Below are 12,938 nucleotides of genomic sequence, written 5' to 3' on the forward strand. Positions count from 1 at the left end.
GATCTTCTTAATTTACAACTTTATCTACAAATCACCAAAATCTACAGGCTAAGGTGCAGGAAAATCACTTTTGTCGATCGAGGGAGCTTTCTAGGGTTAACCTTTTTTGAGGACATACACCTAATTTAGGGAATTAGCCAATTTAAACCTTCGAAGGGGATGGCGACTGCAGGAAATCATCTTTTCGGAAGAATCAATTATATAAATAAATCGTTAACTTTAAAATGCAAATCATGACAGGAAACTGGAGAGAACCCGCCAATTAGAGGCCTTTTCCAAATCGGGATCACCCCAAGAGACCAACAAGGTAGTAAACCGTTCTTATCGCTATTTGATTAAAGGAAACTATAAGATCATCTATAGCATAGAAGGGAGATCTTTGTATATACAGGCAGTAGTAGATACTAGACAGGACCCAGCCAGTTCCAGAATTTAATCCCCGTCACTCCAACTGGATGTGGATTGTATTACATCCTTTTGTCCCTTTTGAAAACGGTGCAGAAGTGTATGTAATACCATTTTTTTAACCCGACGATAGCACAGTAGATGGTGTGGAATTACAAAGTAGGGCTACACCCATCGGCGCTCCGCCGGTTGTAAATGCCGTCTACAATTCGCTGGGATAACACCTGAAAGCTAACCTGTTGATGTATAGGGAGACAGGTCCCAGATCCTGGAGACCTGCTGATTTTCCATTTATATAAATTAGTTTTATGAACTTAATCACTTATTTTAGCTTGTCAGTTAAAACATCACTGTATGAACCTGGACAGATTTCTCAAAAAAACGGCGGGGCTATTGTTCTTAGCCCTCGCTGTCTTTTTGAACGGGCTGTATGCCCAGACCTCTTCTGAGATCTACCACGATCTCCTTAAACTCAAAGAAACCAAAAGGGTACTCTACATCGCGGCGCATCCGGACGACGAGAATACGAGGCTGATCGCCTACCTGGCCAATAAGGAACACATGCAGGTAGCCTACCTGTCCCTGACCCGGGGTGACGGTGGGCAGAACCTTATAGGAAAAGAACTGGGAATTGAATTGGGAATGATCCGCACCCAGGAGCTGCTCAGGGCCAGGGAAACGGATGGGGGCAAACAGTATTTTTCCCGCGCCATAGATTTCGGCTTCAGCCGCGATCCGGACGAAACCTTGAACAACTGGGACCGCGAAAAGTTACTATCGGATGTGGTTTGGGTTATCCGCAAGTTTCAGCCTGATGTCATCATCACCCGGTTCAATACCATTCCGGGGACCACGCATGGGCATCATACCACATCCGCCATCCTGGCAGGGGAGGCCTTCCAAAAAGCAGCGGACCCCAAGGTGTTTCCGGAACAATTGAAATGGGTTTCTCCCTGGAAAGCAAAAAGGATATTCTGGAATGCTTATAGTTGGGGGGGACAATATGAGCCCAAAGAAGACAAGCTTTATCATAATTTCCCGGTCGGGGAATACAATCCGCTCCTTGGCACTACCTATTCACAAATAGCCGCGGACAGCAGGACCATGCACAAATCCCAGGGATTCGGTGCCACAGCCCAGATCGGGGAAAGTGACGATTTCATGGAACTGGTAGATGGAGAAGAATTTGAAAATCATCCTTTTGAGGGCGTTGCAAACAGATGGGAGGAGCTGGATAATGGAAAACTTATCCAGCAGGAAATCGATAAGGTTTTGCGCGGATTCGATTTTTTGGTGCCTGCAAACAACCTGGCAGGTCTGCAGAAAATCAAAGCGCTTTTGGATCTCCGGAAGGATGGCCCCGGCTGGATGAAGGAAAAAAGGGAGCAGATCGACCGGATCATTTTGGACGTATTGGGATTCAAGGCGCTATTCACCTCCAACAAGGAATTGTCTTACCCATCCGATGAAATAAAAAGTACGCTAATAGCCAATAATCCTTCTGACATTCCCATTTTACTAAAAAATGTGAAGACAGTGGGGCATGCGGAAAACCTCCATGAAACCCTGGCAGGCAACCGGCCCTTTAATACCGCTATTGTCCTTCATTTACCGGATGATTATCCGGTTTCCCAGCCTTATTGGTTGGAGAGGGCGCCTGAAAACAACTTGTTTTCCATTGATGACCAGGAACGGATAGGAAAGCCTTTCAACGATCCTGCGGTAATGGCCGTCTTGACACTGGAAATAGAAGGTCAGGAAATCGAATGGCCTGTTCCCCTCCAATACCGCTACAACGATCAGGTGGACGGTGAGATCATCCAGCCATTTACCGTCTTGCCGCGCATTACCCTGGAAGTCAATGCCGATAACGTATTTTTACTCAATGATAACCCGGAGGAGATTACCGTCGAAGTAACTTTTGAAAATTCTTTTATAGAAGGGGATTTGGCGTTTGAAGGGTTGGATAAGGATGATTATGAGATATTGGAAAAAAAGGAGGACAAATCAAAAAGCAAAATCGTGTACAGGGTAAAGCTGAAAGGAGGGGATGGACCGGAAAAATCCACCATTTTGGCTCACTATAAAACAAGGGACGGCAGCATTTACAGCAAGGGCAAAAGGAGAATTTTGTACAAGCATATCCCGAACCTTACCTATTTCCCTCCGGCTGAGTTCAACCTTATCAGGCTTCAAATGGATATGAGTCTGCATAGAATAGGGTACATTCCGGGTGCCGGGGATGAAGTCCCAAAAGTATTGGCCGATCTCGGCTATCCGGTAGAGATACTGGACAACGGTCAGTTGACATTGAGCCGGCTAAAACAATACCAGACGGTAATCGTGGGAATAAGGGCTTTTAATGTCAACCAGGCGCTTGCCAACAGTACCGACCAACTTATGGAATATGTACATGGAGGAGGGAATCTTATTGTACAGTACAACACCATATCTCCTTTACTGACCAGGGAACTGGGCCCTTACCCGATACAACTCTCCAGGGACAGGATCACAGTGGAAGAATCACCGGTGGACATCAATTTTGAAGAACATCCGGTTCTCCGCTACCCGAACAAAATCCGACCCGCCGATTTTGACGGGTGGGTTCAGGAAAGAGGACTGTATTTTCCGGGTACCTGGGATAAACGGTATGTTACCCCTCTTACCATGCAGGATCCCGATGAGCCCGCCACCAAAGGTTCCCTCTTGCTCGCCGGATATGGCGAAGGCACCTATGCCTATTCCGGGATTTCCTGGTTTAGGTTATTGCCTGCGGGTGTACCCGGAGCCATCAAACTATTTGTCAACTTAATCGAGCAAAACGGTGAAGGGAAAAAATTATCTGAATTGGAATAGACTTTATCTGCTACAGGTTATTGTGCTCGCCATTTTAATCTTTTTGTTTTATTTCGTCACAAAAACTTATTCATGAGTACTTTTGATTGGATAATTCTATTTGGCACGCTCAGCGTCATAGCAGGATACGGCATTTACAGAACATATGGTCCAAAGGACATGGAGAGGTACCTCAAAGGGGGTAATGACATGAACTGGTGGACAATCGGACTTTCCATTATGGCCACCCAAGCTTCCGCCATCACTTTTTTAAGTACTCCCGGACAAGCCTATGCCGACGGCATGCGCTTTATCCAGTTCTATTTCGGTTTACCGGTGGCCATGATCATCCTTTCTATCGTGTTTTTACCGATATATTACAAACTTAAAGTATATACGGCCTATGAATACCTGGAGTCCCGGTTTGATCTCAAGACCCGGACATTGACGGCCCTTTTGTTTTTGGTCCAAAGAGGGCTGGCGGCGGGCATCACCATTTATGCCCCCTCCATCATTCTGTCCACACTGCTTGGCTGGAACCTTACCCTTACCAATATTTTCATCGGTTTTATGGTCATTATCTATACCGTATCAGGCGGTACGAAGGCCGTGTCCATTACACAGAAGCAGCAAATGGCGGTGATGATGGGAGGAATGATACTGGCGGGGATATTGGTCATCCAGATGATTCCGGTGAGCCTATCCGGTGCCATGCATGTGGCCGGAAAAATGGGCAAACTGAATATCGTCAATTTTGAGTTTGATTTGTCAGACCGGTACAATTTCTGGTCGGGAATGACGGGAGCACTTTTCCTTTTTCTTTCCTATTTCGGAACGGACCAGTCCCAAGTGCAGCGTTATTTATCAGGAAGGTCCCTTAACCAAAGCCGGATCGGGCTGATGATGAACGGCTTTCTGAAAGTGCCTATGCAGTTCATCATCCTTTTTATAGGGGTAATGGTATTTGTCTTTTATCAGTTTTACCAGCCTCCGGTTTTTTTCAATGCCATCCAACTGGATAAATTGAGGCAAACAGAACATCAGCCGGATTTGCAATCCCTTGAATCGGAATATGGCCAGGCTTTCGCATCGAAGAACCAAAGTATCTACCAGCTTTTGGAAGCCATAGAAGCGGGGAACGATGAGGAAATTCAAATACGCCAACGGGAAATTGAGGAAAAAGGCCAGAATCAGGAAGCAGTGCGTAACCAAGTAAAAGAACTTATCCTGGAAAGCGATCCTCTGGCAGAAACCAACGACACCGACTATGTTTTCATGCGCTTTGTGATGGATTATCTTCCAAAAGGTATTATCGGACTGCTGTTTGCGGTGATATTCTCCGCTGCCATGTCGTCCACCGCTTCCGAATTGAACGCCCTGGCTTCCACTTCCACGGTAGACATTTACAAAAGATCCATCAAAAAAGAGGAATCCTCCAGGCATTATATGTATTCCTCCAAATGGTTCACCGCACTATGGGGGATTTTTGCCGTGCTGTTTGCCACCTATGCTTCTCTTTTCGAGAACCTGATCCAGGCGGTAAACCTGCTTGGCTCTTTGTTTTATGGAACCATTCTGGGGATCTTTCTGGTAGGGTTCTTTATGAAGTGGGTAGGGGGGCATGCGGTGTTTTTGTCGGCCCTTCTCGCAGAAGCGTTTATCTTGTTGTTACATTATTTTAATGGGGGAGAGTTTTTGGGTATCCCCATCCGGGTGGGTTTTCTTTGGTACAACGCCATAGGATGTTTGTTGGTGATGCTTTTGGCAGCCGTCATGCAGCCATTAATTGGAAAAAACACCCCAAAATCCTTATAAGCCTGTCGGGTATAAAAACTGGATCATAATTAAATACCTCCGATAGCGAACCAAATATTGTTTCGATCTGGGGATAGGGAAGAAGCGCTCTTCAAGGGTTTAAAACCCTTGAAGAGCCTCATCATCAACTTATTCCGTTGACAAAAAAGGTTTGTAAGCAATTGAAAAGAATTGTGAGACAGCCTCATTTTGATCATTTTATGGATTTGATCAGCCTTTCGTTCAATCCCACATAATCCGGGTTGTTTGCTTCTCTGGCCAACTCCATGGATTGAAGCGCTGTCTTTTTGGCTTCTTCTTTCATGCCCAGACTGTGCTCGATTTTGGCTTTTAGATGGACTGTCCAGTATTTTGGATCGGCATCGACGGATTTTTCTATCCATTCCAAGGCCGTCCTAAGGTCTTTATTGTTGTTATAATAATAATTGGCGGCTTGAAAATACAGTCCGGGATTATCCGTGTTTTTGTCTATGATCATTTCCTTGATTTGCTGCATCACAATGGGATCCACTTCTGTTTCCACCCTGAATTCGGCTCTGGTTTTGTCCCACTGAATGCCGACAGTAGTGCCGGTATCGGTTATGCTGGAAAAATTGATTTCCATCGTTTCTACCGTGTTCTTCAGCTTTTTGGCCGGAACCGAAAAACGCACGATGTCATCAGCATCCGTATAACCTATGGAACCCCATAATTGGGTGTTGGTAGAGAGGATGATATCCCATTTCCCTTTACCGGGGATGGTGTAAAGCGCGTATTTTCCGGAAGGTATCCTGTTTCCCTGAATGATCACTTCCGTATCAAAAGCCAAAGTGGTGGCATTGTTGGCTCCTGTCCTCCATACCGCTCCATAAGGGACAAGTTCACCGAAAATTTTCCTTTCCCTTTTGCTTGGCCGGCTATACTCCAAGGCCATATTGGTCAGGCCAACCTGTTGGGTGACTTTGGTGGACGGGCTTGCCTGGGGCATTTTAATTTGGCCGTATGACGCAAAATTAATCAACAGTAAAAGGACCGACAGGACGTAAACATTTTTTGTTTTCATAGATTATTATAATTAAATTGTAGTTGTAATAGTCATGGGCTAGACTATCGGTTATATTTCCATTTGAATAGTAAAATATGCCGTTTCTTCTTGGTAAATTTATTAAATATTACCAATGTAGAACGACCATCACCCAAAGTATTTCAAATAAGTTAGATGAAAAGGAGTTTTGATTTTTGTTAGGTTTTAGGGGAATCATCAACTTTTGAAAATTAAATCATCAAATTTAAATCATTCATGAGTTTAGCGATAATAGCTCCCAACAAAGATGTTCAGGAATGGGTGGATTTATTCACCGAAATTGACCCCTCAATAACTATCCAGGTTTATCCCGAAATAGATGACCGGCAAAGTGTTGAGGTGGTGGTTTTATGGCAACATCCCCATGGTATCCTGGACAAATTCCCAAATCTGAGATTAATATGTTCCATGGGCTCCGGGGTAGACCATATTGTTTCCGATCCGAGTTTGCCCCGGCACCTGCCCATCACCAGAATAGTGGATCCCAGACTGACTTTTTCAATGACCAACTACGTGGTCATGGGGATACTGAATTTTCACAGACAGATATTCAGGTATATCAAAGATCAGCAAAGAAAAGTATGGGATATGAGTAACCCTGAAATCGACATTACTGTGGGGGTACTGGGAGTAGGCGAACTGGGAGGCGATGTTTTGGACAAAGTGGCCGGATTGGGTATAAAGACAGTTGGGTACGGCAATAACCCTAAAACAGATTTCCGCCATCCCTATTATTACGGTCACCAATTGGAGGAATTTTTGAAAAGTGTGAATGTCATTGTCTGTCTATTACCGCTTACGCAAAAGACAGAAGGCTTTCTAAACATAGGTTTTTTCAAAAAATGCCAAAAGGGAAGCTATCTGATCAATGTGGCCAGAGGAAAACACCTTGTAGAAGAAGATCTTATCACGGCATTGGATGAAGGATATCTTGAAGGCGCCATGTTGGATGTTTTTCATACCGAGCCCCTGCCGGAATCACATCCATTCTGGGACCATGACAGGATCATGATCACCCCCCACATCGCAAGCATAACCAATCCCTCTGCTGCTGCTCCCCAAATCATGACCAACTACAAAAACCTCAAAGAAAGCAAACCCCTGATCAACCCGATAAACCAACAACAAGGTTACTAAAGCTGTTACCTATGAAAAACTATACCATCCTTTGTCCAACGGACTTTTCAGAATGTTCATTGAACGCCATAGAGTATGCTACCAAACTCGGAGAGAAACTCCATGCGGAACTGATATTATTCCATGTACCCAACAAAGAAGATTATCTCAAACTTTTTCCTACGCAGTTTCCCAAAGAAAGCCTGAGTTTTGCAGAAAATAAATTGAACAACCTGGTCAAAACCGTGGAGAAAGAAGGCCTTCGTAACGGTCTTCATTCCTGCTTGGGACTGATCAGAGAAGGAAAAGCACTGGATAACATTCTGGAGCTGGGTGAAGAAAAAAAAGCGGACCTCATTGTGATGGGGACCGAAGGCGTCAACGAATACAAAAAGAATTTTATAGGCACCAAATCCAGCAGGGTGGTTCAGAACGCCGCTCAGGATGTGTTCATTATCCCAAGGAAAGTTTTTTTCAGACCCCCCCGGAAATTAGTATATGCAACAGATTATTTAGAAGAGGATAAATTGGCCATCCAAAAGGTAGTGGAAATAGCAGGTCAGTTTGACAGCGAAGTGGATGTGGTACATGTGAGTTCCCAGATAAGGGCCACAGACAAGGCGCTCCACCAATCCATGGTCACGGAAATGCTTCCCTTCGTCCGCTATGAGAAAATCAACTTTGTGCTTAAATCCTATAGGGATGACCCGGGACTTGGTTTGGAAAATTACCTGATCACCGCAAAAGGAGACATCCTGTTTACATTAAGCTCCAAAAAGAGCTGGTTTGAGAAGCTTTTTACCCAGAATCTTTCCAAGAAAATGTCCTATTTTATCAATAAGCCCCTGTACGTGATCAAGACCCTGTAATCTTGTTTTTTATGAAGCGGAAAAATTCCTTTCTGGTTTTCCCGTCTGAGATGATTTGAGAAAGCACCGACCAGAAATGGAGAAAACCGGTGTCTTTTTTTTCTGCATCGATGGCAGCCTCATCCCCCGCATTTGGAATACCGGGAGCGTGATGCTCACCCGGACGGTGGGGCTGATATCCGGTCAGGTGGTCCGCTTTGCTGAAGCTTTTTGTCGATTTCGCCAAATATCCCAGCTTTTCTTCTACCAGCCCCTTGTTGTTGTATGCAACGGCATCTTCCGGGTCCAGTTCGATGGCTTTTTCATAATCGGCAATGGCGCCGTGAAGATCACCCAGGCGGTCTTTCAGATAAGCCCTGCTGGAATACCTGTAGGGATTGTTGGGATCAAGGCTTTGCGCCCGGTCCAACTCCGACAGCGCCTCCTCATTCCTCTTCATCAGATGGAGAACAACGGCCCTGTCGCTTATATAATCCGTTTCATAAGGATGTCCTTTTATCAGCAGATCGAAATCCTCCAGTGCCTTGTCCAACCGCCCCATGCGGGACTGCACCCTTGCTCTATAGTGCAAATACTCTGTTTTGGAGGGGTTTTCCTGAGTCAACTGCTGAAATACCTCCAAAGCCTCCTCAAACTTTCCTTCTTTATATTTGGCAATGCCTCTTTCAAATATACTCACTTTCGTCAACGGGTTTGGTATCAAAATAAATACAAAACTAATCAAGCTATTGTTTCCTTCCTCCAAAATAAATCTTTTATTCTTTCTATATTTGGATGCGAAACCAAAAAGCATGTTCAGCAGAGATGCCTAGTAACCCAGAAAGCACGCTTAAAGATCTCAAGGCAGGAAAGTTTGCTCCCGTATATTTTCTTCATGGAGAAGAACCTTATTTTATAGATAAAATCACTTCCTATATCGAGGAACATGCCTTAGCTCCCCAAGACAAAGGCTTTAACCAGATTATGATGTACGGTAAGGATGCCAACATGAGCACAATCCTTACCAATGCCAAACGTTTTCCTATGATGGCCGAACGGCAGGTGGTTATCGTCAAGGAAGCCCAGCATGTTTCTGATTTGGGAAAGGAAGCGGGTGATCACCTTCTCATGGCCTACATTAAGAATCCCCTCCCCAGCACCATTCTGGTTTTTGCCCATAAGTATAAGTTGTTGGATGGAAGAAAGGCATTGGCCAAAGAACTGGATAAAAGGGCGGTCTTGGTAAAATCCGATAAAGTGCCGGAATACAGGCTCTCTCCTTACATAGAGCAATACATCAAGGACAAAGGCTTCAGCATTGAACCGAAGGCCTGTCAGATACTTGCAGAATCCATTGGAAACAACCTCGAAGTGCTGACCAACGAGATCGACAAGATGCTCATCAATTTTGATGAGCCGGTAGAAATCAACGGTTCCCATATCCAGCAGTATATAGGGATCAGTAAGGAATACAATAATTTTGAGCTTACCAAGGCCTTGAGTTACCGGGATGTGATGAAGGCAAATACCATTATCCAATATTTTAGCCAGAATCCCAAATCCCATCCGTTGATCCCTCTGCTGGCCCTGCTTTACCTTCATTTTACCAGGCTGTTGCTCGTCCATGCCAATAAAAACCTTCCGGAAAAACAACTCGCTGGAATATTGAAGGTTAATCCCTATTTTGTTAAGGAGTATATCGTTGCAGCAAAAAATTATCCCTTAGGCAAGATTATTGATGTGATCGGATATCTGAAAGAAGCGGATTTACGTTCCAAAGGTATTGATACCTATATGGAAGATCCTGAGGCGTTAAAAGAATTGATATTTAAAATTATGCACTAATTCCATTCGATGGAAATGAAAAGAAACCTGGTTTTTTGCTTACTGCTCATGATAGGGGTCAGGGCAGGGGCACAGTCTACCCTTTATCAAAACAGCCTTGAAAGTGATTTTCAAGAGGCTTTTGAGCTTTTTCAAAAAAACCAATATGCCGCATCCAAAATCGGATTTGAACGGTTGAAGGATAAGCCTCTGAGTGTCAACAGGGAAATGGAAAGGGACTACTATTATGCCGTATCGGCTCTCAGAACGGAAAATCCCGACGGCCCTTCGCTATTGGAAGCCTTCATTCTCGAATATCCGCAGCAACCCTTGAAAAACACCGCTGCGATGACCTTGGGAAACCACTATTTTGACCAAAGGAATTATCCCAAAGCCATAGAGAGTTATGGGAAAGTGGATTCCGAACAGACCTTTGGGGAACAAAGACCTGAGCTGCTCTTTAAGACGGGATATGCATTTTTTCAGCTGAAAAACTATCCCCAAGCCATTACTTATATGGAGCAGGCAAAGCGGTATCGGAGTGACTACCTGCCGGATGCCTATTATTATGCGGGATACGGGTATTTTCAGCAAGAAAACTACGAAAAAGCCATTCAGGATTTCCAACAGGCTGAAAAGTCCAAAACCTATGCGGGAAAAGTACCCTATATGTTGGCTTCCATCTATTACCAGCAGGAAAATTATGATGCGCTCATCCAATACACGCCGTCTGTTCTGGAAAGAAGCGGTCTGGAAAAAAAGGAAAGCATCCATTTATTGCTGGCCGAAGCTTATCATGAAAAAAGAGATCATCCGAATGCAGCCCATCATTATGGGGAATTCGTGAGGGCAAAAAAGGGCAGCTTATCCAGGGATCAGCAATACAAAGCGGGTGTGTCCTATTATCAGACCGGCAAGTATCAGGAATCCAGTGATTTTTTCAAGGAGGTAGCCCTTGTAAACGATCAGTTGGGACAGGTGGCCAGTTATTATTTGGGCCACGCTTATGTCAAGTTAAACAATCCCCAATTCGCGTCAAACAGTTTCAGCGCTGCATACAAAAGCGACCATGATCCCAAAATCAAAGAGGAAGCCCTTTTCAATTATGCAAAGGTAAACCTCGAGAGGGGCAATTTCCAGGATGCCGTGGTGGCACTCGACACCTATCTGGGGACTTATCCGCAGGGCACCCATTTGAGGGAGGCAGAAAATCTCCTCAGTGATGCCCTGGTCAACACCAACAATTACCTGCGTGCCATCGAGCACATGGAAAAAATGCAACAGAAATCCGACAGGATCAAAGGGGCTTATCAAAAGGTCACCTTCTATCAGGGTATTGCCTATTACAGGGACAATAAGTTCCCCGCCGCATTACAGTACTTTGACAAATCGCTCATATATCCTTTGGACAAAAGCCTGCAGGTACAGGCCCAGTTTTGGAAAGGAGAAACCCATGCGGCCAACAACAACCTCCAGGAAGCCATCAGGGCTTATGAAAGGGTTATGGCCATGCGGCCTGCTGCCAATGATCCAAGCCTTATCAAAACACATTATGGTCTGGGCTATGCCTACTTCAACACAGACCAGTATGCCAAGGCGGAACCCCAGTTCAAGGCTTACACCGATAAGCTCAGAAACAGTGCAGAGAAAGAAAATTATCATGATGCCCTTGTCAGACTAGGAGATACGTACTACGTCCAGAAAAAATTCCAGGAGGCGTTGTCGGCTTTTAACCGGGCTACCCAAGAAAACAGCCCTTATGCTGACTATGCTTATTTCCGTTCTGGAGTTGTGTTGAATTTTGAAAACAGAAACAGGGAAGCCATCCAACGGTTGGATCAGGTCATCAACAACTATCCAAACAGCCTTTACATAGAGGATGCGTTGTTCCAAAAAGCCCAGATCAATATGGAAGATACCCGTTATGCAGAAGCCAGGGACGGGTTTTCAGCCTTGATCAATAACAGGCCCAACAGCCCTTTTATCCCTTTCGCGCTGGAAGGACGGGCCGTGGCTAACTACTCCCTGCAGGAATATGACAGGGCTATTGAAGATTATAAACGGATCTTGGACAACCATCCCAATGCAGATAATGTGGAAGAAGCGCTGGTAGGTTTGCAGGAAAGCCTGGCCCTGCAAGGCAGATCAGGGGAATTTTCCCGTTACCTCTCTGATTACAGAAAAGTTAATCCCGGAAGCAGCAACCTTCAGCATGTAGAGTTTGAAGCAGCCAAAAACCTGTTTTTCAATCAATCCTACAGGGAAGCCATCCGTTCCCTGGAGTCCTTTATAAGAAGTTATTCCAATGCGCCACAGGTCCCCGAAGCCAGGTACTTTCTGGCGGATGCTTATATGCGTACGGGGGACCACAATAAGGCATTGGAACTTTTTTATCAGCTCGAAAATACCCAGGACAATAACCTGAGGACACGTGTGGTCCAAAAAATCGGTGAGATAGAATTCGAAAACGGTAATTATGCCAAAGCCATCCCTTATTTCAGACATTCGGTTCAGAATGCAAGGAACAAGGTGGAAGAATATGAGTCCAACCGGGGATTGATGCAGGCTTATTACGAAACTGACCGGTTCGACTCTGCCATCTATTATGCTGACCAGGTCCTTGGCCTCGGCAACATCACGGTGGACGCAGCGCCCCGTGCCATGCTTATCAAAGGAAAATCCCTGATGAATAGAGGTGATACAGAAAATTCATCGAAAGTGCTTATGGATTTGGTAAATGAATTCAAAACGGAGCAAGGGGCTGAGGCCCTGTATCTGCTGGCCCGCAGCTACCATGAAAGGGGAGAATACAGCCGTTCAAACGATTTGATTTTTGATCATTCACAGCCTTTTGGAGGTTACGATTATTGGTATGGAAAACAATTTATCGTGCTTGCTGAAAACTATATCCAAATGGATGAAAAATTTCAGGCCAAAGCCACACTTGAGTCTATCGTGGAAAACTCCACCAATGAACAGGTAAAAAAAGAGGCATCCCAATTATTATCCACTATTAATTGAGCCAACGTTGT

Annotated in this window: 8 protein-coding genes; 6 read left to right on the plus strand and 2 right to left on the minus strand. The window is 44.8% G+C overall.

Translation table 11 applies throughout. From position 1 onward, the window contains the following. Window positions 1–759: 759 nt before the first annotated feature. The gene (locus ACFPFU_RS09870) at window positions 760–3,261 is read left to right on the plus strand and encodes a PIG-L family deacetylase (protein WP_377063991.1); all 2,502 of its coding nucleotides are present in this window, start codon (window positions 760–762) and stop codon (window positions 3,259–3,261) included. 72 nt (window positions 3,262–3,333) lie between these two features. Continuing rightward, window positions 3,334–5,055 carry a sodium:solute symporter family protein gene (locus ACFPFU_RS09875; RefSeq protein WP_377063993.1) on the plus strand — a complete coding sequence of 574 codons (1,722 nt, stop codon included), beginning with the start codon at window positions 3,334–3,336 and terminating at the stop codon, window positions 5,053–5,055. 193 nt (window positions 5,056–5,248) lie between these two features. On the opposite strand, the gene ACFPFU_RS09880 is transcribed toward ACFPFU_RS09875, so the two are convergent. Further along, window positions 5,249–6,097, minus strand: a complete 849-nt coding sequence (locus tag ACFPFU_RS09880) for a DUF2911 domain-containing protein (RefSeq protein ID WP_377063995.1) — start codon at window positions 6,095–6,097, stop codon at window positions 5,249–5,251. A gap of 237 nt (window positions 6,098–6,334) precedes the next feature. On the opposite strand from ACFPFU_RS09880, the gene ACFPFU_RS09885 reads away from it, so the two are divergent. After that, on the plus strand, window positions 6,335–7,255 hold the full coding sequence (locus ACFPFU_RS09885) for a 2-hydroxyacid dehydrogenase (RefSeq protein WP_377063997.1): 921 nt from the start codon (window positions 6,335–6,337) through the stop codon (window positions 7,253–7,255). Window positions 7,256–7,266: 11 nt separating this feature from the next. After that, window positions 7,267–8,103 (plus strand): universal stress protein, encoded by an 837-nt coding sequence (locus ACFPFU_RS09890; RefSeq protein WP_377063999.1) that lies wholly within the window; start codon window positions 7,267–7,269, stop codon window positions 8,101–8,103. Here the strand turns inward: ACFPFU_RS09890 and ACFPFU_RS09895 are convergent. After that, window positions 8,090–8,782: a tetratricopeptide repeat protein gene (locus ACFPFU_RS09895; protein ID WP_377064001.1), complete on the minus strand. Its 693-nt coding sequence runs from the start codon at window positions 8,780–8,782 to the stop codon at window positions 8,090–8,092. The genes ACFPFU_RS09890 and ACFPFU_RS09895 overlap by 14 nt on opposite strands. Before the next feature lie 125 nt (window positions 8,783–8,907). Between ACFPFU_RS09895 and holA the strand changes: the two genes are divergently transcribed. Further along, window positions 8,908–9,927 (plus strand): DNA polymerase III subunit delta, encoded by a 1,020-nt coding sequence (gene holA, locus ACFPFU_RS09900; RefSeq protein WP_377064003.1) that lies wholly within the window; start codon window positions 8,908–8,910, stop codon window positions 9,925–9,927. A 15-nt stretch (window positions 9,928–9,942) separates the two neighbouring features. Beyond that, window positions 9,943–12,927: a tetratricopeptide repeat protein gene (locus ACFPFU_RS09905; protein ID WP_377064005.1), complete on the plus strand. Its 2,985-nt coding sequence runs from the start codon at window positions 9,943–9,945 to the stop codon at window positions 12,925–12,927. Window positions 12,928–12,938: the final 11 nt, after the last annotated feature.

Origin of the sequence: Negadavirga shengliensis, assembly GCF_042652345.1 — a bacterium.
GTDB lineage: Bacteria > Bacteroidota > Bacteroidia > Cytophagales > Cyclobacteriaceae > Negadavirga > Negadavirga shengliensis.

What these genes read in the sequence shown, in the direction of transcription:
- ACFPFU_RS09875 (WP_377063993.1), top strand. Translation starts at nt 3,334, where the DNA reads ATGAGTACTTTTGATTGGATAATTCTATTTGGCACGCTCAGCGTCATA.
- ACFPFU_RS09885 (WP_377063997.1), top strand. Translation starts at nt 6,335, where the DNA reads ATGAGTTTAGCGATAATAGCTCCCAACAAAGATGTTCAGGAATGGGTG.
- ACFPFU_RS09880 (WP_377063995.1), bottom strand. Translation starts at nt 6,097, where the DNA reads ATGAAAACAAAAAATGTTTACGTCCTGTCGGTCCTTTTACTGTTGATT.
- ACFPFU_RS09905 (WP_377064005.1), top strand. Translation starts at nt 9,943, where the DNA reads ATGAAAAGAAACCTGGTTTTTTGCTTACTGCTCATGATAGGGGTCAGG.
- ACFPFU_RS09870 (WP_377063991.1), top strand. Translation starts at nt 760, where the DNA reads ATGAACCTGGACAGATTTCTCAAAAAAACGGCGGGGCTATTGTTCTTA.
- holA (WP_377064003.1), top strand. Translation starts at nt 8,908, where the DNA reads ATGCCTAGTAACCCAGAAAGCACGCTTAAAGATCTCAAGGCAGGAAAG.
- ACFPFU_RS09890 (WP_377063999.1), top strand. Translation starts at nt 7,267, where the DNA reads ATGAAAAACTATACCATCCTTTGTCCAACGGACTTTTCAGAATGTTCA.